At 35.2% G+C, this 20,988-nt stretch carries 23 protein-coding genes and 1 tRNA gene; 8 read left to right on the plus strand and 16 right to left on the minus strand.

Annotated elements, in window-relative coordinates; translation table 11 throughout:
* Positions 1–2: 2 nt before the first annotated feature.
* From H7F21_RS02540 to H7F21_RS02565, 6 genes are all read right to left on the minus strand, one after another.
* A complete protein-coding gene (locus H7F21_RS02540; protein ID WP_246431401.1) occupies positions 3–1,370 on the minus strand; it encodes an Ig-like domain-containing protein in 1,368 nt (455 codons plus the stop codon).
* A gap of 177 nt (positions 1,371–1,547) precedes the next feature.
* Positions 1,548–3,713 carry a prolyl oligopeptidase family serine peptidase gene (locus H7F21_RS02545; RefSeq protein ID WP_185787661.1) on the minus strand — a complete coding sequence of 722 codons (2,166 nt, stop codon included), beginning with the start codon at positions 3,711–3,713 and terminating at the stop codon, positions 1,548–1,550.
* A gap of 186 nt (positions 3,714–3,899) precedes the next feature.
* Complete coding sequence (locus H7F21_RS02550) at positions 3,900–4,889, minus strand: aspartate-semialdehyde dehydrogenase (protein ID WP_185787662.1); 990 nt, start codon at positions 4,887–4,889, stop codon at positions 3,900–3,902.
* A 186-nt stretch (positions 4,890–5,075) separates the two neighbouring features.
* Positions 5,076–5,474: a large conductance mechanosensitive channel protein MscL gene (mscL, locus tag H7F21_RS02555; RefSeq protein WP_185787663.1), complete on the minus strand. Its 399-nt coding sequence runs from the start codon at positions 5,472–5,474 to the stop codon at positions 5,076–5,078.
* An 85-nt stretch (positions 5,475–5,559) separates the two neighbouring features.
* Positions 5,560–6,666: an alanine racemase gene (gene alr / locus H7F21_RS02560; protein WP_185787664.1), complete on the minus strand. Its 1,107-nt coding sequence runs from the start codon at positions 6,664–6,666 to the stop codon at positions 5,560–5,562.
* Positions 6,659–7,306 carry a thymidine kinase gene (locus H7F21_RS02565; protein WP_185787665.1) on the minus strand — a complete coding sequence of 216 codons (648 nt, stop codon included), beginning with the start codon at positions 7,304–7,306 and terminating at the stop codon, positions 6,659–6,661. Before H7F21_RS02565 ends, alr begins: the two co-directional genes overlap by 8 nt.
* A 168-nt stretch (positions 7,307–7,474) precedes the next feature.
* Between H7F21_RS02565 and H7F21_RS02570 the strand changes: the two genes are divergently transcribed.
* The 3 genes from H7F21_RS02570 (at position 7,475) to H7F21_RS02580 (ending at position 9,524) form a co-directional block, all read left to right on the plus strand.
* The gene (locus H7F21_RS02570) at positions 7,475–8,221 is read left to right on the plus strand and encodes a hypothetical protein (RefSeq protein WP_185787666.1); all 747 of its coding nucleotides are present in this window, start codon (positions 7,475–7,477) and stop codon (positions 8,219–8,221) included.
* 62 nt (positions 8,222–8,283) lie between these two features.
* Positions 8,284–8,955, plus strand: coding sequence for a 16S rRNA (cytidine(1402)-2'-O)-methyltransferase (gene rsmI, locus H7F21_RS02575; RefSeq protein ID WP_185787667.1), 672 nt, complete (start codon positions 8,284–8,286; stop codon positions 8,953–8,955).
* The gene (locus H7F21_RS02580) at positions 8,955–9,524 is read left to right on the plus strand and encodes a uracil-DNA glycosylase family protein (protein WP_185787668.1); all 570 of its coding nucleotides are present in this window, start codon (positions 8,955–8,957) and stop codon (positions 9,522–9,524) included. The genes rsmI and H7F21_RS02580 overlap by 1 nt, the downstream gene beginning before the upstream one ends.
* A 57-nt stretch (positions 9,525–9,581) precedes the next feature.
* Here the strand turns inward: H7F21_RS02580 and H7F21_RS02585 are convergent, their stop codons facing one another.
* The 4 genes from H7F21_RS02585 to H7F21_RS02600 all read right to left on the minus strand — a co-directional run bounded on the left by H7F21_RS02585 (position 9,582) and on the right by H7F21_RS02600 (position 11,799).
* The gene (locus H7F21_RS02585) at positions 9,582–10,058 is read right to left on the minus strand and encodes a TonB-dependent receptor plug domain-containing protein (protein ID WP_185787669.1); all 477 of its coding nucleotides are present in this window, start codon (positions 10,056–10,058) and stop codon (positions 9,582–9,584) included.
* Positions 10,059–10,083: 25 nt separating this feature from the next.
* Complete coding sequence (locus tag H7F21_RS02590; RefSeq protein ID WP_185787670.1) at positions 10,084–10,512, minus strand: hypothetical protein; 429 nt, start codon at positions 10,510–10,512, stop codon at positions 10,084–10,086.
* Positions 10,493–11,005 (minus strand): RNA polymerase sigma factor, encoded by a 513-nt coding sequence (locus H7F21_RS02595; RefSeq protein ID WP_185787671.1) that lies wholly within the window; start codon positions 11,003–11,005, stop codon positions 10,493–10,495. The genes H7F21_RS02590 and H7F21_RS02595 overlap by 20 nt, the downstream gene beginning before the upstream one ends.
* Before the next feature lie 191 nt (positions 11,006–11,196).
* The gene (locus H7F21_RS02600; RefSeq protein ID WP_185787672.1) at positions 11,197–11,799 is read right to left on the minus strand and encodes a carboxymuconolactone decarboxylase family protein; all 603 of its coding nucleotides are present in this window, start codon (positions 11,797–11,799) and stop codon (positions 11,197–11,199) included.
* Between the two features lie 68 nt (positions 11,800–11,867).
* Between H7F21_RS02600 and H7F21_RS02605 the strand changes: the two genes are divergently transcribed.
* From H7F21_RS02605 to H7F21_RS02615, 3 genes are read left to right on the plus strand one after another with little or no spacing between them, the layout of a single operon-like run.
* Positions 11,868–12,305: an OsmC family protein gene (locus tag H7F21_RS02605; protein WP_185787673.1), complete on the plus strand. Its 438-nt coding sequence runs from the start codon at positions 11,868–11,870 to the stop codon at positions 12,303–12,305.
* A 6-nt stretch (positions 12,306–12,311) separates the two neighbouring features.
* Entirely contained in the window at positions 12,312–14,003 is a 1,692-nt protein-coding gene (recJ, locus tag H7F21_RS02610) for a single-stranded-DNA-specific exonuclease RecJ (RefSeq protein WP_185787674.1), read from the plus strand.
* 4 nt (positions 14,004–14,007) lie between these two features.
* Positions 14,008–15,279, plus strand: a complete 1,272-nt coding sequence (locus H7F21_RS02615) for an MFS transporter (protein WP_185787675.1) — start codon at positions 14,008–14,010, stop codon at positions 15,277–15,279.
* On the opposite strand, the gene H7F21_RS02620 is transcribed toward H7F21_RS02615, so the two are convergent.
* The 6 genes from H7F21_RS02620 to H7F21_RS02645 all read right to left on the minus strand — a co-directional run bounded on the left by H7F21_RS02620 (position 15,276) and on the right by H7F21_RS02645 (position 20,029).
* Positions 15,276–16,589 carry a sulfatase-like hydrolase/transferase gene (locus H7F21_RS02620; protein ID WP_185787676.1) on the minus strand — a complete coding sequence of 438 codons (1,314 nt, stop codon included), beginning with the start codon at positions 16,587–16,589 and terminating at the stop codon, positions 15,276–15,278. The genes H7F21_RS02615 and H7F21_RS02620 overlap by 4 nt on opposite strands.
* Positions 16,590–16,639: 50 nt before the next feature.
* Positions 16,640–17,401: a metallophosphoesterase gene (locus H7F21_RS02625; RefSeq protein ID WP_185788536.1), complete on the minus strand. Its 762-nt coding sequence runs from the start codon at positions 17,399–17,401 to the stop codon at positions 16,640–16,642.
* A gap of 10 nt (positions 17,402–17,411) precedes the next feature.
* Positions 17,412–17,864: a 6-pyruvoyl trahydropterin synthase family protein gene (locus tag H7F21_RS02630; RefSeq protein WP_185787677.1), complete on the minus strand. Its 453-nt coding sequence runs from the start codon at positions 17,862–17,864 to the stop codon at positions 17,412–17,414.
* A gap of 99 nt (positions 17,865–17,963) precedes the next feature.
* On the minus strand, positions 17,964–18,140 hold the full coding sequence (locus H7F21_RS02635; RefSeq protein WP_185787678.1) for a hypothetical protein: 177 nt from the start codon (positions 18,138–18,140) through the stop codon (positions 17,964–17,966).
* 57 nt (positions 18,141–18,197) lie between these two features.
* Entirely contained in the window at positions 18,198–19,532 is a 1,335-nt protein-coding gene (locus H7F21_RS02640; protein WP_185788537.1) for an MATE family efflux transporter, read from the minus strand.
* Positions 19,529–20,029 (minus strand): GNAT family N-acetyltransferase, encoded by a 501-nt coding sequence (locus tag H7F21_RS02645; protein ID WP_185787679.1) that lies wholly within the window; start codon positions 20,027–20,029, stop codon positions 19,529–19,531. The genes H7F21_RS02640 and H7F21_RS02645 overlap by 4 nt, the downstream gene beginning before the upstream one ends.
* Positions 20,030–20,071: 42 nt before the next feature.
* On the opposite strand from H7F21_RS02645, the gene H7F21_RS02650 reads away from it, so the two are divergent.
* Positions 20,072–20,869, plus strand: a complete 798-nt coding sequence (locus tag H7F21_RS02650; RefSeq protein ID WP_185787680.1) for a universal stress protein — start codon at positions 20,072–20,074, stop codon at positions 20,867–20,869.
* Between the two features lie 19 nt (positions 20,870–20,888).
* A tRNA-Ala gene (locus H7F21_RS02655) sits at positions 20,889–20,962 on the plus strand.
* Positions 20,963–20,988 lie beyond the last annotated feature (26 nt).

Raw genomic sequence — 20,988 nt, forward strand, 5'->3', positions numbered from 1 at the left:
GTTTAGTTACAGTCAATATTTAAATTGTTTATCCATTGTTCAATGAGATCAACACCTTCATTATGTCTTAGTGTTCTTCCCATAAGTGGCATTCTATAGGATTGCTCTACGGAATTTAGCCTAAAGTGTAATACTGAATTTCGAGCATCGCCAGGCTCTATAATGTTTCCAAGACCTTCACCAAGATCAGTATCTGGTTCTATGCAAACACCCATATTTCCGAAATCTTGAGTACTAGTATAGTCTAGTCGCATTGGGCGATAATCGCAGTGAGTCCCATCTGAATGACAATGTGCACAATTTACATCTAGATAAGCTCGAACTCTTTTATCCAAGGGTTCAGAAGTATCATCATAATCCGGTAAACGAGAAATAGACACAGGCAGTGAATTTTCTAAATACCCTTGATCGATCAACCTATCTAATTGATTGGCTAAACCATCATTATAGCTATATTCTAGGTTTAAATTTCTTGGTTTAGGACCAATAGGTTTTGGTGTTTCCGTCACTTTATGGCAAGTATGGCATTCTGGGCCGGCAGGTATTCTGTAATTCACAGAATTTATAGTGCCATTTTCTTCCCACTCAAGATTTACGAAACTTCCGTCCATATCCAGCGTAGCTTCATTTTGCGCATTGTTCCAAACATAATTTGCAAATATCCAACCGTCTGTTTTTCTTATCATCAAACGAGTCTCAAGAATCTGCGTTTGATTGTTTGGAATTACATTTTCATAATAAAAATTCTTTATCAATATCGTACCAATAGGGAATTCTAAAGGAACATCATCATTAATATAGGTCGACGAAGTATTATTAGGCATCCATACAAAGCGTTTTTTCTTAGCATAATCGGTAAACAACTTTGAATTTAAGGCATAAGGAAGTACGCCAAAGTTTGGGCTTAAATCCTTAATAGCACCTTGAAAAAAATTGTATTCTGAAAGTGTTTGATAAGGGACACGGTCTAAATTTAGATTGATGATAGAGGATGACGTAATCGTAACCGAAACATTTTCAGTTTTACAGTTACCAGAATTATCACAAATGGTATATTGAAATGTGTCTTGTCCAGTTAAGTTTGGCTTTGCGCTGTATATTACGATATCATCACTAGGATTATTGGGTGTGTTATTGAAGTCATTTACTAAAACAGTTCCGTTAGAAGCTTCAGATAAGGTAAGCTCTCCTGACCTAGGAATATTTTCATCATTTTGAAAGATGAAAATTTCTACCTCTGTGTTTTGAGATAACACAACAGTATCAGGATTAGTATCAATATTTAAAGGTGTTGTACCGTCATCTGTGCCACACGATAACGCGAGCAAGACTATGAAAAAAAATAAGTTGTTATTGTATTTTTTTTGCATACAACCTGTTCAATATTAATAAGACAGTTGAAGTCAACAGTTCCCTACCTTTTGATAAAAATAAGATTAAAACTATGATTTTTTTATTAAATCGTTTATAATCATTATTTAAGGTTAAATGACAAAAACAAGTTGGTTAATAGTAAATATTTCTTAACACTAGTATTTTATAGAATACTACCCTTTTATTTTTTCTTTTGTTTTACTTGGCAACACGTCAAAGCCCATATTATAGAGTGTAAACCCATAGATGTCAGCGTATTGTTCAATAGTTTTACTTACTGGAGTTCCTGCGCCATGGCCAGCATCTGTTTCTATTCTTATCACCGTTGGATTATTACCTGCTTGCTTACTTTGTAATTCTGCAGCAAATTTAAAACTGTGTGCTGGCACAACTCTATCGTCGTGATCTCCAGTGGTTACTAAAGTTGCTGGATACTCAACGCCTTCTTTTACATTATGTACAGGTGAATATCCTTTTAAGTATTCAAACATTTCCTTATTGTCTTCAGCTGTGCCATAATCATAGGCCCAGCCTGCACCAGCGGTAAAGGTATGATAGCGCAACATGTCTAAAACCCCAACAGCAGGTAAGGCTACTTTCATTAAATCTGGTCGCTGCGTCATTGTAGCACCGACTAATAAACCACCATTGGAGCCCCCTCTAATAGCTAGGTAATCTGATGATGTATATTTATTGTCAATAAGATATTCTCCCGCAGCAATAAAGTCATCGAACACATTTTGTTTTTTCATTTTAGTACCAGCATCGTGCCATGCTTTTCCGTATTCGCCACCACCGCGAAGATTGGCAACAGCATAAATACCTCCTTGTTCCATCCAAACTGCATTAGCAATGCTAAAACTAGGCGTCAAAGGAATATTAAAACCACCATAACCATAGAGAATGGTTGGATTTTTCCCATTAAGTTCTACGCCTTTTTTATGGGTTATGATCATAGGTACTTTTGTACCGTCTTTAGACGTATAAAAAACCTGTTTACTTTCGTAGTCTTCTGGGTTAAAATCTATGCTTGGTTTACGATACAATTCTGAAGCACCTTCTTCTATATCATATTTGTAAATACTTCCGGGTGTCACATAATTTGTGAAGGAATAGTATAATTCTTTCTCCTCTTTCTTGGCTCCAAAACCGCCAGCACTTCCTACACCAGGAAGTTTAACTTCTCTTACCAATTTTCCGTTATAGTCGTATTGCAAAACCTTTGAAACTGCATCTACCATATAGTTTGCGAAAAAGTAACCTCCACCAGTAGATGGGCTTAATACATTTTGAGTTTCAGGAATAAAATCTTTCCAGTTTTCTGGACTAGGATTAGACGCATCAACGGTTACAACTCTGCGGTTGGGAGCGTCAAGATTTGTCATTATAAAAAGTTTAGACCCAACATTTTCTATAATATTAGAGTCCGAGTCTGTATGACCTAAAACTTCAACCAAAGGGGCGTTAGGTACAGTTAAATCCTTAATATAAAGTTTATTACCCGATGTTGATACTCTTGGTGTTATGATTAAATAACGATCATCTTCTGTAACACCTCCATAGATATAACGATGTTTTTCTTCTGGAGTACCACCATAAATTAATTGATCTTCGGATTGTTGTGTACCTAATTTATGATAGTAGACTTTATGTTGATCGGTTTTAGCAGAAAGCTCGCTTCCTTTTGGCTTATCGTAGCTTGAATAGTAAAATCCTTCATTTTTAAACCAAGACATACCACTAAACTTAATATCCTTTAGAGTATCTTCTACAATTTCTCTGGTTTCAGCATTCATAATAAGAATCTTTCTCCAATCACTTCCTCCTTCAGATATAGAATAAGCCAATGTTTTACCGTCTTTAGAAAAGCTTAATCCGCCCAAAGAAATGGTCCCATCTTCTTTGAATGTATTTGGATCAAGGAAAACTTCTGCCGTATCGGGATCAGCGTCATTTTTGTATCTATAAATAACATACTGATTTTGTAGACCATCATTTTTATAGAAATAAGTGTAACCACCCTCTTTAAATGGAGAGCCAATCTTTTCGTAATTCCAAAGTTTGGTCAAACGGTCTTTTAATTCTTCACGGTACGGAATGTTATCTAAATACCCAAAAGTAACTTCGTTTTGAGATTTTACCCATGCTTCTGTTTCCTCACTTCTATCATCTTCTAACCAACGATAAGGATCAGGAATATCTTGCCCGAAATAGCTGTCAATAGTGTCTACTTTTTTAGTTTCTGGATAATCCACAATAATAGGCTTCAATTTGTCGGTTTCATTTTTGCAAGAAACAAAAATACTTAGTGCAACTGTAATGAGAAGTAGTTTTTTCATAATTAGGTTTTTTGAAAGATAAAAGCATTGAATCCAAAGATACGTATTTAACAAAATTGATTTCAGCAAATTTTCTTAAAACTTATGGTCAAAATGGAACATGTGGATAGAAGCAATTTCAACTGAAAATTAAATTTTCAGTTGAAACATAAGAAATTATGACTACCAGAAAATTGTAAAAAGGCCTTAAACCAGACTTTCTTTAACTAGATACTCAGCAATTTGAACTGTATTGGTTGCGGCACCTTTTCTAAGATTATCACTAACGATCCATAGATTTAAGGTATTCGGCTGAGAGCTATCTCGTCTAATACGACCTACAAAAACATCATCCTTTCCATTGGCGTACATGGGCATTGGATAGACATTAACGTCTAGATTGTCTTGTAAGGTTACACCATCTGTTTCACTGAGTAGTTTCCGAACATCACCAAGGTCAAAATCATTTTCAAACTCAACATTCACAGCTTCACTATGGCCGCCAGCTGTTGGGATTCTAACGGCAGTTGCAGTAACCGCAATAGTTTTATCGTCAAGAATTTTTTGAGTTTCTCGCACCAATTTCATTTCTTCCTTGGTATAGCCATTTTCTTCAAACACATCGCAATGAGGTATTGCATTTTTGTGAATAGGGTAATGATAAGCCATATCACCTTTTTTACCAGCAATTTCATTTTCTAGTTGCTCAACAGCTTTTACACCAGTACCAGAAACCGATTGATAGGTCGAAACAACAACTCGCTTTATTTTGTATTGTCTATGAAGAGGCGCCAAAGCCATCACCATTTGTATGGTAGAACAATTTGGGTTGGCAATAATCTTGTCTTGTTTAGACAGTTGATTCGCATTTATTTCTGGAACAACCAGTTTTTTGGATAAATCCATCCGCCAAGCCGAAGAGTTGTCAATAACTGTAGTTCCAACTTCAGCAAATTTAGGAGCCCATTCTAAGGATGTACTGCCACCAGCTGAAAAAAGAGCGATATCTGGTCTTTTCTCTATGGCAGTTGGTATACTAATGACCTCAATGTCGTTTCCTTTGAAATGTATTTTTTTACCAACTGAACGCTCAGACGCCACTAATAATAATTCATCTATTTGGAAGTTACGCTCTTCGAGTACTTTTAGCATAACGTTACCCACCAAACCTGTTGCGCCTACAATCGCTACTTTCATTTCTTAAGTTTTAAATAATTCTTGGGCAAAGCTACATAAAAAAATACCTAGCCTTTTATTAAAAGAAATATTATAACAATAAAAAACAAAATGTTAATTATTTAACTTTTGAATTTTGAAAAAAGAAAAACCCAGACAATTAGCCTGGGTTTTATTAATTAAATGTAGCGTAGCGGTGTCGCTAACTTATTTTTTCAATGAATCTCTGATTTCAGTTAATAAATCGATTTCAGACGGTCCTGCTGGAGCCTCTTCTACTGGAGCTTTAGTTTTGTTATAAGCCTTAACAATTAAGAACATGACGAAACCAACTGTTATTAAGCTAATGATAGTGTTTATCCACTTACCATACATAATAGCATTTTCTGGTTTTTCAACCGCTCCGTCGGCACCTGTTACAGCAGCGTCCAATACATATTTCATGTCTGCGAAATCAATACCACCAGCAAAGTGGCCTACAACTGGCATGACAATATCAGCAACAAAGCCATTAATTACCGCACCTATGGCACCTGCCATAATTACTGCAACTGCGAAATCAATCACGTTGCCGGTCATAATAAAATTCTTAAACTCTTTTAACATAATTTAGTGTTTTTAAATAGTTAGTTAATACGTTAGTAAGACACTAATTTAGTTAAAAAAGTCACAAATTTTAACATTTGAGCTATTATTTTATGATTGAGCGCTTGACGCGCTGAGAAATAGAGGTGATTATTTCGTAGGAGATAGTATTTGCAGATTCCGCTAAATCCGAAGCTTTATTGGCTGCATCGAAAAGAATAACTTCATCTCCCTCTTTACAATTAATGTCAGAAATATTTACCATGATCATATCCATGCAAACATTACCGATTATAGGTGCTTTACACCCATTAATTTTCACATAGCCATTTTCATTACCGTAAATCCTTGAAATACCATCGGCATGGCCAATAGGAATCGTAGCTGTTTTTTCAAAGCCTTTAGCTTTATAAGCTCTATTGTAGCCAACAGTTTCTCCTTTTTCAATCTTATGAATTTGTGAGATAACAGATTTAAGACTTGCAACAGGAAAAAGATTTTCATTTTCCTTTGCCGAATTTCCAAAACCATAAAGTCCTATACCACAACGCACCATATCAAAATGCGCTTCAGAATAGTTTAAAACTCCTGATGTATTACATAAATGCAACCATGGCTTAGAACCTATATGATTTTCAAACGCTTTTGAAATTAATTTAAAAAATTCAATTTGCTTATTAGTGAATTCTATTTCATCTTTATCTTCACTGGCTGCTAAATGAGAAAAGATTGATTTCACCTTAATGGACTTTGTTGTCTTAAGTTTTGAGACTACGTAATCTACATCATTTTCCCAGAAACCCAAACGGTTTAAACCTGTATTGAACTTAATATGAACAGGATAGTTTGCTTGAGATTGCTCTTCTGCTATTTTTATAAAAGCGTTTAAAACTTTAGCATTGTATAGACTTGGTTCCAAACACCTTTCGATAATAGTATTAAAATTTACTGGCTGAGGATGTAAAACGAGTATAGGCGTTTTTATTCCAGCATCCCTCAAAACGACACCCTCTTTTGTATAAGCGACTGCAAAATAGTCAACATTTAAGTGCTCTAAATGTTTGGCAATTTCAATAGAATCGCTTCCGTAGGCAAAAGCTTTAACAACAGCTAGAAACTTTGTGGTTGGTTTAAGTTTGGATTTTAGATAATTGAAGTTATGTGTAAGTGCACCTAAATCAATTTCAAGAACAGTTTCTTTAGCTTTAGGCATCAGACTTAGTTTCTTTAGTATTTACTTCTTCCGCATCATTCACTTTCATTTGTCTTACTTTATCTCGCAACATACTTTTATAATAGGCTGCTCTGCTTAAGGGTTCATATTCGTCAACTTCACCAAGCAGAACTAAGTCATCACTCTTGGCCTTTCTATAACTGTATTGGGCTAAATTTCCGGTTTTGGTGCAAATAGCATGTACTTTGGTGACATATTCAGCCGTCGCCATAAGGTAAGGCATAGGCCCAAAAGGATTGCCTTTAAAATCCATATCTAAACCAGCGACTATAACTCGAATGCCCTTATTAGCAAGATCATTACAGACACGTACAATTTCATCATCAAAGAATTGGGCTTCGTCGATACCTACGACATCACAATCATCTGCCAATATTGGAATGTTTGCTGCTGCGGGCACAGGAGTAGAGCGTATTTCATTATCATCATGAGACACCACCATTTCATCATCATAACGCACATCAACAGCTGGCTTAAAAATTTCAACCTTTTGTCTTGCAAATTTTGCGCGCTTCAATCTGCGAATGAGCTCTTCGGTCTTACCAGAGAACATCGATCCACAAATCACCTCAATCCACCCAAATTGTTCTTTATGATTTACCGTATTTTCAAGAAACATTTCGTAATTTTAGCACTAAAACGTAGTAAATTTTCGTTTGTATAAAGGTCAATCAAATTTATTAAAAATCAAAAGTAAAAATGAAACATCTACAATTTAATCTTAAATAGATGTAATTATAGTTTATAGATGTTCCATGTGACTTTAAAAAACATAAATAAGTAACACATGAAAAAGAAATTAGAATCAGAATTAGTTAGTATAGCGCATAGGATTCTAAAACTGAAAGGTAGAGAGGATGTAGATCGTATGCATAAAGAAGTGTCTAAACTTTACGAGAAGCTCACAGTTTTAAAATTTGCCCAAGAGAATTTTGAAGATGATATGCCAACGATTGGTAACGATTCTTCGTTTTTTGATATGTTAGATACGGCTTTCAATAACAAGGTGAGTGATAATATTGAAGTAGGTAACAAGACTTATGTTAATCTGGATGAGGTAGAGGATGATGGTATTATGGAACCTGTTATGGAAAAGATTAAGGATATGGTGGCACAAATGCCAAAAGAATCACAGCAGATAGATGTTATGGTTGAGGAAGCGGTTTCTTTGGAGAAACCAACAACTGTAGAATTTGAAAATATTTCCTCGGATTTTGCCGACATTCCAGAATTTGAACCTATTGAAGAAGTCCAAAAACGTGAGGCAGAGCAAAATAAAAAATCCCTAAACGACAAACTTAAAGGTAAAAGCCTTCAAATAGGATTAAATGATAAGTTAGCTTTTATTAAGCATTTATTTGATGGTAAAAGTGAAGATTATGATCGTGTCGTTTCCCAGATTAATACTGCCAATTCTTTGCCTGAAGTTAGAAAACTAGTGTTTGAAATGGTTAAGCCAGATTACAACAATTGGCAAGGAAAAGAAGAGTATGAAGAACGCTTTGTTGAAATCGTTGAGAATAAATTCAATTAAGTCAATAGCAAAAATCCCTAAAAACAATTGAGAGCATCCGCACTCTTGGATTTAAATATCAAATGGGCAAACTTTATTTAGTGCCAACACCAATAGGGAATTTAGGAGATATGACTTTTAGGGCTATCGATGTGTTAAAAGATGTCGATTTAATTTTGGCTGAAGATACCCGAACTTCAGGAAAGCTTCTAAAACACTTTGAGATTTCCACGAACATGCAAAGCCACCATATGCACAATGAGCATAAAACGATTAATGGCTTAATTGAAAGACTAAAATCGGGAATGTCCATTGCAGTAATAAGTGATGCTGGGACACCTGCTATTTCAGACCCTGGTTTTTTATTGGTAAGAGCCTGTGTGGAACATAATATAGATGTTGAGTGCTTACCAGGCGCAACAGCTTTTGTTCCTGCTTTGGTAAATAGCGGATTGCCCAATGATAAGTTTGTGTTTGAGGGGTTTTTACCTGTAAAAAAAGGCCGTCAAACAAGACTTTTATTCTTGGCTGAAGAACCCCGAACCATTATTTTTTATGAGAGCCCACATAAGTTAGTAAAGACCTTAGGACATTTTTGCGAATACTTTGGAGACGACAGACAAGTCTCTGTGTCTAGGGAGCTGACTAAACTTTATGAAGAAACCATTAGGGGAACAGCTAAAGAAGTTTTAGAATATTATACCAATAAACCACCAAAAGGCGAGATTGTAATTGTGGTTGGTGGAAAGAAATAATGAAAGAATTACTTCGCAACATAAGCCAATGTACCATTTGTAAAGCACATCTTCCTTTAGGTCCACGACCAGTAGTTACAGCTCATATTAATTCTAAGATTGTAATTATTGGGCAAGCGCCAGGAACTAAAGTCCACGAATCAGGTATTCCTTGGGATGACCAGAGCGGTAAAAAATTAAGACAATGGCTTAATGTCTCTGACGAGCAATTCTATAACACAGAAAACTTTGCCATAATACCTATGGGATTTTGCTATCCAGGAAAAGGAAAGACAGGAGACTTACCACCACGACCAGAATGCGCACCGCAATGGCATGAACAACTTTTAGAGAAAATGCCCAATGTAAAATTGATAGTTCTTATAGGAGCTTATGCGCAGCGATATTATTTAAAAGATAAAGCAAAAAAGACATTGACAGAAACTGTTGGAGAATACAAATCTTATTTACCAAAGTATTTTCCGATTCCACACCCATCACCAACCAACCGATTTTGGAGAAGTAAGAATCCTTGGTTTGAAGAGTTGATAGTACCTGAGTTGCAGAACGTAATAATTAAACTTCTATAAAAAAACCTCATCATTTCTGATAAGGTTTAAACTTTAGATTTTATTTAGAAAAACGAACTATTCCTTTTTTGTAGTTATAACAATGACGCCATTGGGTGCGTTATGTTTTTCTATAGCCATTTCACCTTTTAAAACATCCATTTTTTCTATTTGTTTTGCTTCTAGTTTATCTAAGACTGTTCGGTTAGATATTTTGCCATCAATAATTATTAATGGGTTTTTTTGACTTTTTGACTTTTCACCTTTTATAGAAAAGCTCATTTTACTATTGGCTTTTGTAGTAATTAAAATCACTCCATTAGATACGTTGTACAATGCTTTAGCTTCATCTCCTTTTAAAACATTAACTGATTCTATTTTACTTTGGTCTATTAAATCCATTGGGAAATCAAATTTCTTACCATCAACCATAATTAGTGGTTCTAGTTCTTCCTTGACCTTTATAAGTAGGTCAGTATTGTTCTTTTTTTGTGCAAAACTGTTAAAGCTACTTACTAAAGCCACTAAAGTTAGTGCGAATACGAATTTTTTCATAATATTTAATTTTAAGGTTATACTTTTATTTTGTTGCCATATATATAGTTATCAGATCATCTTCAAAAACGATTTCCTGATTTATATTTTGTTCATTTTCAGAAAACATACTTTTAGCTTCTAGCAGCAAAGCTTCTTTTTCCCAGAGGCTTTGTTGAGTGCTTTCTTGTTTCCTTTTACTATAAAATGTAAAAAACAACACAACCGAAGCTGCGGCAATTAAGACGCTTTTTAATATCTTTTTTTTAGGTTGTGTTCTTCGATCAAATGACTGCCAAAGCCTCTCGTTGAAATCTTCTGATACTTCTTTTTTTCTTTGTTTCTCAAGATTTATCCAATCCGATAATGGAAAATCTAAGCCAGTAGCGTTTTTAAGTAAAAACTGTTCTTCCTCCAAAGACGTTTGTCCGTTTTCATATTTTTTAAAAATATCTTTAATATGCTCCTTTTTCATAATCATATGTTTTTATGAGTGCGCTGCCTATTTGTTTTCTTGCTCTAGAAATTAAAACTCGTGCATGGGTTTGTTTAATGTTTAATGCTGAGGCAATTTCTGTAAAATCATAACCATCTATATCTCTCATTAGAAAAACTTCTTTTTGCTGCACAGGTAAAGTTTTTAAAATGTCTAGTATAATTTTGTTAAGTTCCTGCCACTCTAGATTGTTTTCATCTTTGGATTTTATAATTCTCAGAGGACTTGCACCGCCATAAGGTTCAACCTTATTTTTCCTGAGAACATCCAAGCAATAATTACGGGCAGTTAAAAAAACAAAGCCACTAATATTTGGATGATTTTTGAGTTTCGTTCTTTTTTGCCAGATTTTAATCATTATCTCTTGTATGGCATCTTCTGCTTTTTCATGAGAACCTAAAATTCTTGAAACCATGGGGAAGAGCTTTTCTGACAAAACAAAAACATTATTTTTAAATTCTAACTTGGTCATCTTATTTTAATAACGTTATAGTAGTAGAATGTGTAACAGTAAAAGGTTATTATTTTAGAATATCCAATTATTTAGATTGAAAATCACTACAAACTTGCTTTTATAATCTTTTTTTAAAGTCGAAGTATTGGGGTTTTTAAACAAAAAAACCTCGCTAAGTGGCGAGGTTAATATTTCTAAAAAAATTGAATTTAGTATTGCGACCCATCATGCTTCCCAACCTCATAACCATGTTTGCCTAAATATTTATTTCCACTTTCTACAGCACCGTCTTCAATATCGGTTCCCATAGAATCGTTCCAACGGTTAAGGTATCCAAAGAGAGAAATTACGCCTAGCATTTCTACAATTTCACCTTCATCCCAATGTTGGTATAAACGCTCTTTAATATCGGCATCAACAGCATTTGGTACCATAGAAGCTTGCAAAGAAAAATCTAATGCAGCACGCTCTGCTTCGCTAAACGCCGGATGTGTTCTGTATTCCCAAATATTATCTAATTGCTCTTGTTCTGCACCATAACGCTCCGCCGCTCTTATAGCATGTGCTTGACAATAGCGACATCCTGTTGAGTTACTGCTTACCCAAGCAATCATGCGTTTAAGAGCAGAGGTAACTCTACCCTCATTAGCCATTACAGCTTTGTTTAAATTTATAAATGCCTTAGAAATTGCTGGTCTACGCTGCATAGTTAAAACAGAATTTGGGCAAAACCCAAGGGTTTCATTAAAGAATTCAGCCAATTCTTTTGTTTCTAAATCGTGTTCCGGAGATAACGGAGTTACTAATGCCATATTTGTTTTTTTTAAGTCGTATTTTTGAATGTACAAGATAGGAGTTCTAATATTTAAACTAAAACAAAATGGCTGATAAAATCGTAACGCATTGGCAAGGCGGATTAACTTTTGAATCTGATAATCCAAGCGGTAAATCGGTAATAATGGATACTAATATAGAAGGTCAGGACGAACGTTTTGGTTTGTCGCCTAAAGCCATGATGTTGTCCTCTTTAGCTGGTTGCTCGGCACTAGACGTGATTTCTACTTTAGATAAAATGAAAGAGGAGATTGATGATTTTAAAATTGAAGTAAAAGGAGAACTTACTGACGAACATCCAAAGTGTTATCATTCCGTTGAAGTTGACTATCATTTCTATGGTTCAGACTTAAATAAAAAGAAGTGCGAACGCGCAGTCGATTTATCAGTAGAGAAATATTGCGGTGTTATGGAGATGTTCAGACGTTTTGCGGAAGTCAAAACAAATATTTTTTACCACGTAAGCACAAAACGAAATATTTAATTCTACATGCGTTGGACTCTTAAGCCAAAACCTGAAGCTTTAAAAGTTGAAACTTTAAAAAAAGCTCTTCAAGTTGATGATATTGTCGCAACATTATTATTACAGCGAGGTATCGAGACTTACGAAGCGGCAAAAACATTTTTTAGACCAAGTTTTGAGGATTTACACAATCCATTCTTAATGAAAGATATGGACAAAGCTGTACAGCGTATTGAAAAGGCTATCGCATCTGGAGAAAATATTTTAGTCTATGGTGATTACGATGTGGATGGTACAACATCTGTAGCTCTAATGTCCTCGTACTTAAAAAAAAGAATAGATACTGTTGCCACGTATATCCCAGACCGTTATGATGAAGGCTATGGCATTTCTTATAAGGGTATCGATTTTGCCCACGACAATGATTTTAGCTTAATTATTGCTTTGGACTGCGGTGTAAAGGCCATTGATAAAGTGGCTTACGCTAAAGACAAAGGAATAGAATTTATTATATGTGATCATCACAGACCCGGAGACAATATACCTGATGCAGTTGCGGTTTTAGATCCAAAACGCGATGATTGTGAGTATCCTTTTAAAGAATTATGCGGCTGTGGTGTAGGGTTTAAGTTAATAACTGCTTTAGCATCAAAACAAGGGCAAGCGGTTGAAGATTTAGTTGAGTACTTAGATTTAGTAGCAACAGCAATTGGAGCAGATATTGTTCCTATTGTGGGAGAAAATAGGGCTCTGGCCTACATTGGTTTACATGTTATAAATACCGATCCAAGGCCTGGAATGAAAGCGATTATAGCTGAGGTAAAAAAAGATGAACTCACTATTACGGATGTCGTTTTTATTATTGCACCTCGCATTAATGCTGCAGGACGTATGAAGCATGGTAACCATGCCGTAACGCTTTTAACCGAAACAGATTTTAATCTAGCCGCAGAATATGCTGTGGATATAGATCAATTTAACACAGATCGACGCGATACCGATAAGCGAATTACCGAAGAGGCATTGATTCAAATAAAAGAGTATAATGAGCAAGAGGGTTTTACGACGGTAGTCTATGATGAAAATTGGCATAAGGGTGTTATTGGTATTGTAGCATCAAGACTTATCGAAACCTATTACAGACCGACATTGGTTTTTACTAAGAGTGGAGAAAAACTGGCAGCTTCAGCACGTTCTGTAAAAGGGTTTGATGTTTACAATGCTTTGGAAGCTTGCTCAGAATATATTGAACAATTTGGTGGTCATAAATATGCCGCGGGATTAACCTTATTACCTGAGAATTATGAAGCTTTTAAAGCCAAGTTTGAGTCTGTTGTTAAAGACACCATCGATCCAAAATTATTAACTCCAGAATTAAAAGTAGATTTGGAAATTGACTTGAATCAAGTCGATCATAAATTATTTCGTATTGTCCAACAGTTTGCACCATTTGGGCCAGGAAATATGTCACCCACTTTTATGACACAAAATGTGAAAGACACAGGCTGGGGAAAATGTGTGGGTGAGGATAACAATCATATTAGATTTACAGCAACCCAGTCCTTTGATGATAAAATTGTTTGCATAGGCTTTAGCTTGGGTGACAAAATAAATATCATAAAGAATAAGAGACCATTTAGCATCGCTTACGGTATAGATGAGAATCATTGGAACGGAAATGTGAGTTTACAGTTAAAACTAAAAGATATTAAAGCTTAATCATTTGGCTAAAAACGATCCATACGCAGCATTGCGGTTTAGAGAATTCAATATTTTCTTATTACTGCGTTTTGCACTTGTTTTTGGCTGGTCCATGCAATTTGTGGTTATAGAATGGCAAGTCTATGCTTTGACTGAGGACCCATTATCACTTGGTATTATAGGTCTTTGTGAATTTTTACCCGCTTTTTTTCTTGCACCTTTTGCAGGACATATCGCTGACAAGAAAGAAAAACGAAACTTGTTTGCACTTTGCATTGGACTCTTTTCATTAATTAGCTTTGGATTATTTTGGTTAACGTCAGAACGTATTGAGTCCTCATGGGAAACAAGGACGATTCTTTATGGAATTTATGGATTAGTGTTTTTTGGAGGTGTTTTAAGAGCTTTTTTTGGCCCAACTATTTTTTCACTTATTGCACTTATTGTTCCTAAAAGAGTGTATCCTAATGCTGCGACATGGAGCAGTAGTACTTGGAAAGGAGCAAATGTTTTTGGTGCTTTATGTGGCGGCTTTCTCATTGCTTGGATAGGTGTACATTATACGCTAGGACTAATTTTTGTTTTAGTGATGATAGCCTTATTATTAGTGTTTCAAATTAGTCGAAAACCTATTTTAAACAAGGATTCTGGTGAGTCGATTAAGGAGAGTCTAAGAGCTGGAATTTCCTTTGTGTTTAATGACAAGGTCATTTTAGGAGCACTCACCTTAGATATGATAGCTGTTTTGTTCGGTGGAGCAGTGGCTATTTTTGCAGTTTTTGCGAAGGATATTTTAGACGCAGGACCAAAAGGCTTCGGTATTTTAAATGCTGCATTGTCATCGGGTAGTATAATTACTATGTTGGCGACAACTTATATACCAATTACAAAAGGCACAGGTAAAAAGTTACTGGTTTCAGTTTTTGGATTTGGAGTTTGCATGATCATTTTTGGAGCGTCGAAACTTATGTGGCTAAGTGTTTTAGCACTATTCTTTTCTGGCGTTTTCGATGGTATTTCAATGGTAGTTCGTCAAACCATACTCCAACTTAAAACTCCTGACGAAATGCGTGGACGTGTTGGGGCAGTGAACTCTATGTTTGTAGGATCTTCTAATGAGCTCGGCGCACTCGAAAGTGGTATAGCCGCTAGAATTTTTGGCGCACCATTAGCTGTAGTTTTAGGAGGAACGGTAACCCTTATAATTGTCGCTATAATTGGTGTTAAGAATATACCTCTACGTGAACTGGATTTGCAAGAAGATATAGCAACTCATGAGCAAAAAGAAACTTAGTTCTGAATGTTATTTAATTCTAAAAGCAATTCATCGCGAATAACGCTATTCTCTGCACTTAAGGGAAGTTGATTGGCATTTAGCAAGTTAGGATTCTCCAAAGGGTTGTTACTTAAATTGTAAAAAGCTTCATTACCGCCAGCGAAACGAATATACTTATGCGTAGCGTTTCTTATGGTATAGGTGGTATTTCCATTATCACTACCAATTTCGGTATAGATGTAGTTTCTTTCATTTGTATTTAAACTATTTAAAAGTGCCTTAAAACTTTTACTATCATTAATTTCTTGAGTTGTATTGCCTGCTAATTCTGAAATTGTAGCATAAAGGTCAGTAGTGGTAATTAAAGCATCTTCAATAGCATTAACGCGTCCCACATTTTTGCCAGAAATTATCATTGGAACATTAACACCACCTTGATAAACAGAACCTTTAGCCCGATTACTATTATAGTCTTGCGCTACTTGCCCTGGGGTCCCATTATCACCAATAAAAATAATAATTGTATTATTTCTTTCGACTTCGGTCATTGAATTAAAGAGTCTTCCCATTTCTGAGTCCATAGCTTCGAGCATTGTCATATAATAAGGTAATGGATTTGCATTAACACTTGCTTGGTCATTTGGTAAACTTTCTTGAGTATGCAAATTATTTGGAGGTAAATGAAAGGGTGTATGTGGCGCATTGTAGGCTAACCAGAGAAACCAAGGTTGGTTTTGCTCATTAATCCAATCGATGGCTAGGTTCGTAAACTTAGTAGTGGTATATTCATTCGAGCTGGTTGTAACTCCGTTTTCAGTCAAATTCCAATTAGTGTATGATTGTACTCCACCATTCAAAAGTCCGGCATAATAACCAACGCCCATATTCGTTGGATGATTGACATTATTAGAAAGATGCCATTTTCCGATGACAGCATGACTATATCCAGAATTAGTATTATCTAAGTGTGATTGTATTGAGACTTCAGAGGTTGGCATATTATCATCTACTTTCAATACGCCAGTTCTAAATCCATACTTCCCAGTTAAAATTGTTCCTCGAGTAGGAGTGCATACTGGGTTAGACCAGAGATTGGTAAATCTAATGCCAGAATTAATCAACTCTTGAAGGTTTGGCATGTTTGGTTTTATACTACCGATAGTGTAACCAGGCGTTGCATCTAAACCCATATCATCTGCAATGATAAGTAATATGTTTGGTTTACTACTTTCTGGATTCTCTTCTTGAGTACCCGAATCATCACTACTATTGCAAGAAAAAATTAGAGCGAAAGCAATAATCACAATACGAAGTTGTTGGATTTTCATAAAGTTGATTTTATGTTAGACTAATAAGAATAACAACGGTTTAACCCTATTTAGTCTTTTATGAAAGTTTTTAGTTCAAAATTACTTCCATCAAAAACACCATAGGTGTAGTATTGAATCCAGTCACCTAGGTTTACATATTTTGAAGTGCTATTCAATTGAATCTCCAAAGGCAAATGTCTGTGACCAAAAACAAAGTAATCACGATGTTTTTCTTCAAGTTTTTTCTTACTGTAGATCACCAGCCATTCATTTTCTTCTCCTAAAAACTTGGCATCATCGTCACCTGAAATCAACTTGTTTTTGACAGAAAAATACTGAGCAATACGCATACCAATATCTGGATGGCCCCATTTAAATAGCCATTTAAAGAATGGGCTTATGAAGATCTTTTTCATGCGTTTATAGCCTTTATCTCCTGGACCTAGACCATCGCCATGACCAATAAAAAAAGAGGTGTTATTTAATATGAATTCGTGTGGTTTATGATAAACAGGGATGCCTAATTCTTCTTCAAAATAACCATTCATCCATAAATCGTGATTACCCACAAAATAGTGAATTGGAATACCGGCATCACTGATTTCAGCAAGTTTTCCTAAAGTTCTTGTAAATCCTTTTGGAATAACCGTTCTGTATTCGAACCAAAAATCAAATAAATCTCCGAGTAGAAAAATTGCAGCCGCATCATGTTTGATGTCATCTAACCATGCTACAAACTTTTTTTCACGGGGACGTGATGCTTCCATGGTTGGAGCACCTAAATGATTGTCCGAGGCAAAATAAATTTTTTTGCCGTTAGGAATTTCTATGTGATGACTGTTATTCATTGTCAGAAGCAAACCATTCCGCGAAACTAGTTGCTGTTTCTTGTAGTTTTAAAGAATGAAGCTTTATATTTTGAGGCAGTCGTTTTTTTATTTTTTCAGCAAAGTCAATCACCATCATTTCGCTAGTAGGTTGGTAGTCTACTAATAGTACGTTATGCCCTCTATTTTCTAACTCTCTTGCCAACTCTACATGCGGTGTGTTCTTGTTAAATACTGTGGCATGGTCAAAGACATCTACGATTTCATCTTTCACTATTTTTTTTAAATCACCAAAATCTATCACCATTCCAAATTTCACGTTAGTATTGTCTGAGATGGGAATGCCAATAACAGTGACATCCAAGCGGTAACTATGTCCATGAACATTTTTACATTTGCCGTCATAGCCATAGAGTGCGTGGCCTGTTTCAAAAGAAAACTGCTTTGTAATACGTATGTTGCTCATTAGCGTCTTTTGTTTCGATTATAGAAATATACTACAACTAATACTACGCCAAGTATAAGAAATAAGCCATTTCCTCCTAAAAAGTTAAGAATATCCATTCTATTCGTCTTTATATCTGTTCTTATTATATTTGTAGATTACATATGCTAAAATTACCAATACAATGAAAGGTAATAATGTCCCAATAAATACACCAATGCCGTAATTACTGTCAGGGGCTTCTTCTAGCTTTTTGTCAATATTGACCTCTTGTAATAATGTAATTAGTGAATTCATATGTTTTGATAGACAAAAAAGCGGGTTTATGGTTTGATGTCTATATGACGCTCAAATTTAAGGGTTTTGAGCAAGCGGTTTAAATGTTTTTCTGAATTTTATGATTAATGGTAGTCCACGGGCTATGATCCAAAGTGTAAACGCTATGAAAATTCCGTGAAGTTTATAATCCAATCGATCTGTCCACAAGATCACAGGAATAAACACCAACAGCGTTGAAAATAGTAATACATTTCTCAAGTATTTCATTCTGCCCAGACCTTTAAACACGCCATCGAAAATAAAAGCAAGGGCACATAAGGGCTGCATTGCCAGAATAATCCAAAATATATCATAGAATTTGTTGAGAACATCTTTGTCATCAGTAAATATATGTCCTATGCGATAATAAAATAAACCACCAATTAGAGCGATAATCAATCCTACTATGATTCCATATTTAATAAGCTTATTACTTAAATCAATGAGATTTTTATAATATCTCGCGCCATAAAGTTTTCCGGATAGAATATTGCCTGCACTTGCATAACCATCAATCAAAAAGGCTCCTAAAAACCACAGATTGATTGCGATGGTATAGGCCGCAATATAATTGGTGCCATATTTAGTAGCATAACTAGTTCCAAAATACAAAGCGACATTGAGTGCTATGGTTCTAATGAATAAATTGAGAATCATTATCACAAAACGCTTAATTTCTTGATTAAAGGGAAATCGCACTAATAATGGGATATCTGTTTTTTTGAGAATGTAATATGCCGATAGTAATGCCATAATGAGTTGTGCAATAACACTAGCATAGGCTGCCCCTTTGATATGCATCGCCGGAATTATGTCACTTATTCCGTAAACTAAAGCAATGTCCAGAGCTATATTTGAAACGGCTCCAATTATAGCAATAAGCATGGGATAATAAGTATTTTGAAGTCCTCTAAAAGTTCCGAAAACGGCAATAGTAAAAAGTGTAAAAGGAAAACCAAAAACACGGATATGGTAATAATCAACACTATAGTTTAAGATCAAATCTGAGGCATTATAAAGTCGGAAGATCTGCACGGCAAACGGATAGGTCGCAATGATGATAAAAACACTTAAGGATGTAATTAAAAAAATAGCCTGAGCAGGGAGGTTTTTTACTTCGTCTAGTTTATTTGCGCCCAAGTATTGAGATACAATAGAAGAAATAGCACTACGTGTCTGTCCTAAGACCCAAATTAACATAGACATAAATGTTGTTACGATACCAACGGCTGCTAACGATTCGGTAGCATCATAATCCATATTTCCTATGATGGCAGCATCAGTTAATGATAGTATAGGCTCAGAAACACCAGAGATTAAAGCTGGTATAGCAAGTTTGTTGATTTGTTTTAATGTAATTGACGTATTCAAAGGACTAATTCGTAACAATGAAAAGGATTTTCACTCTGTTTTGGAAAGTAAATATCGCCTAATCGTTTATAGCCACGAAGTTCGTAAAACTTTTGGTTTCTTTTGTTCTGTGAAAAGGTGTCTAATCGAATAGAGCTATAGTTGTTTTCAATGGCATATTGCTCCGCAAAGTCCATAAATTGTTGTGCGTAGCCTTTTCCTTGTAAGTCAGGATGAATAGCTAAACGGTGGATATAAATATTGTGACCATTATCAGTTAACCACTTAATTGATCTATATTCTTCGTCCATTAAGGTTGAAATGACGATTGTTCCTTTTACGTTATCACGAATTTCTAAAACATAAAGTTCACCACGTTCAATGTCTTTCTTAAAAGCAGATTTATTAGGATAATGCTCATTCCATTGATAAATACCTTTAGCTATCATGGCTTTGGCACAAGCTTTAGTCATGGGCATTATAGTTTCTATATCTCCTAAATTACCTTTACGAATCATTTATTATGTTTACTTTTGCCTGTGAATTTAGAAGTAAATCTCATGAAAACTGTATTAGTTCCAGTTGGTTCTTCGAAAAATGCAAAATCGCATTTGCAATATGCAGTTGATTTTGCTAAAGCTTTTGGCGCTAAATTATATGTTGTTCAAATATATAATGTTTATACCAAAGCAGGAACCATGATTAAGGTAGATCATATCATTGAACGTGAATCCAAGGCTTTTTTAGAGTCTCATGTAGCCTCTATTGACACTAAAGGTGTCAAAGTTATAACCAAGACATTTAAGGGTAAATTAGTGGATACTATTGAGAAAGTTTGTGAGGCTTTAGACGTCGACTTAATCATCTTGGAACCTCGCACCAACTCCATAAAAGATGAGGTTTATTTAGGAAAAACGTCTGGAAAGATTGTAAAGCAAACGCAAATACCCGCTTTAATTGTTCCTGAAGGTTATGTTTATAAACCAATAGTTAAGATCCTAATGGCTGTAAAGTCAGCAATTATGAAAAAGCAAGATGCGTTGAGTCCATTGATAGCGATTAAGGAAAAATTTAAAGCTGTTGTAAATATCCTTTTAGTAAAGACGCCGTATCATATTGAGGAGGATTTTGAACTTAATGAAGGGCTAAAAGAAATGGTTTCTAATATAAAACTTCAGGAAAGTGCAACAACATTTCAAGGAGTTTTAGAACATATCAATATTGAAAACCCAGACATGCTCTGTGTAGTAAGAAGAAAGCGTGGTTTTTTCAAAAAATTATGGGAAGACGATACGATATTAAAGAAAGATTTTTACATTTCTAAACGCCCAGTTTTAGTGTTAAGTGGTCTCAAATGATATTGCATAAGAGTAAAAAGGGGATGTAGCTCAGCTGGCTAGAGCGCTTGACTGGCAGTCAAGAGGTCGGCGGTTCGAGTCCGCTCTTCTCCACAAAAAGCGCACGATAAGTGCGCTTT

Origin of the sequence: Winogradskyella flava (genome assembly GCF_014243395.1) — a bacterium.
GTDB lineage: Bacteria > Bacteroidota > Bacteroidia > Flavobacteriales > Flavobacteriaceae > Winogradskyella > Winogradskyella flava.

What these genes read in the sequence shown, in the direction of transcription:
- H7F21_RS02540 (WP_246431401.1), bottom strand. Translation starts at nt 1,370, where the DNA reads ATGCAAAAAAAATACAATAACAACTTATTTTTTTTCATAGTCTTGCTC.
- H7F21_RS02545 (WP_185787661.1), bottom strand. Translation starts at nt 3,713, where the DNA reads ATGAAAAAACTACTTCTCATTACAGTTGCACTAAGTATTTTTGTTTCT.
- H7F21_RS02550 (WP_185787662.1), bottom strand. Translation starts at nt 4,889, where the DNA reads ATGAAAGTAGCGATTGTAGGCGCAACAGGTTTGGTGGGTAACGTTATG.
- mscL (WP_185787663.1), bottom strand. Translation starts at nt 5,474, where the DNA reads ATGTTAAAAGAGTTTAAGAATTTTATTATGACCGGCAACGTGATTGAT.
- alr (WP_185787664.1), bottom strand. Translation starts at nt 6,666, where the DNA reads ATGCCTAAAGCTAAAGAAACTGTTCTTGAAATTGATTTAGGTGCACTT.
- H7F21_RS02565 (WP_185787665.1), bottom strand. Translation starts at nt 7,306, where the DNA reads ATGTTTCTTGAAAATACGGTAAATCATAAAGAACAATTTGGGTGGATT.
- H7F21_RS02570 (WP_185787666.1), top strand. Translation starts at nt 7,475, where the DNA reads ATGAAAAAGAAATTAGAATCAGAATTAGTTAGTATAGCGCATAGGATT.
- rsmI (WP_185787667.1), top strand. Translation starts at nt 8,284, where the DNA reads ATGGGCAAACTTTATTTAGTGCCAACACCAATAGGGAATTTAGGAGAT.
- H7F21_RS02580 (WP_185787668.1), top strand. Translation starts at nt 8,955, where the DNA reads ATGAAAGAATTACTTCGCAACATAAGCCAATGTACCATTTGTAAAGCA.
- H7F21_RS02585 (WP_185787669.1), bottom strand. Translation starts at nt 10,058, where the DNA reads ATGAAAAAATTCGTATTCGCACTAACTTTAGTGGCTTTAGTAAGTAGC.
- H7F21_RS02590 (WP_185787670.1), bottom strand. Translation starts at nt 10,512, where the DNA reads ATGAAAAAGGAGCATATTAAAGATATTTTTAAAAAATATGAAAACGGA.
- H7F21_RS02595 (WP_185787671.1), bottom strand. Translation starts at nt 11,005, where the DNA reads ATGACCAAGTTAGAATTTAAAAATAATGTTTTTGTTTTGTCAGAAAAG.
- H7F21_RS02600 (WP_185787672.1), bottom strand. Translation starts at nt 11,799, where the DNA reads ATGGCATTAGTAACTCCGTTATCTCCGGAACACGATTTAGAAACAAAA.
- H7F21_RS02605 (WP_185787673.1), top strand. Translation starts at nt 11,868, where the DNA reads ATGGCTGATAAAATCGTAACGCATTGGCAAGGCGGATTAACTTTTGAA.
- recJ (WP_185787674.1), top strand. Translation starts at nt 12,312, where the DNA reads ATGCGTTGGACTCTTAAGCCAAAACCTGAAGCTTTAAAAGTTGAAACT.
- H7F21_RS02620 (WP_185787676.1), bottom strand. Translation starts at nt 16,589, where the DNA reads ATGAAAATCCAACAACTTCGTATTGTGATTATTGCTTTCGCTCTAATT.
- H7F21_RS02630 (WP_185787677.1), bottom strand. Translation starts at nt 17,864, where the DNA reads ATGAGCAACATACGTATTACAAAGCAGTTTTCTTTTGAAACAGGCCAC.
- H7F21_RS02635 (WP_185787678.1), bottom strand. Translation starts at nt 18,140, where the DNA reads ATGAATTCACTAATTACATTATTACAAGAGGTCAATATTGACAAAAAG.
- H7F21_RS02645 (WP_185787679.1), bottom strand. Translation starts at nt 20,029, where the DNA reads ATGATTCGTAAAGGTAATTTAGGAGATATAGAAACTATAATGCCCATG.
- H7F21_RS02650 (WP_185787680.1), top strand. Translation starts at nt 20,072, where the DNA reads ATGAAAACTGTATTAGTTCCAGTTGGTTCTTCGAAAAATGCAAAATCG.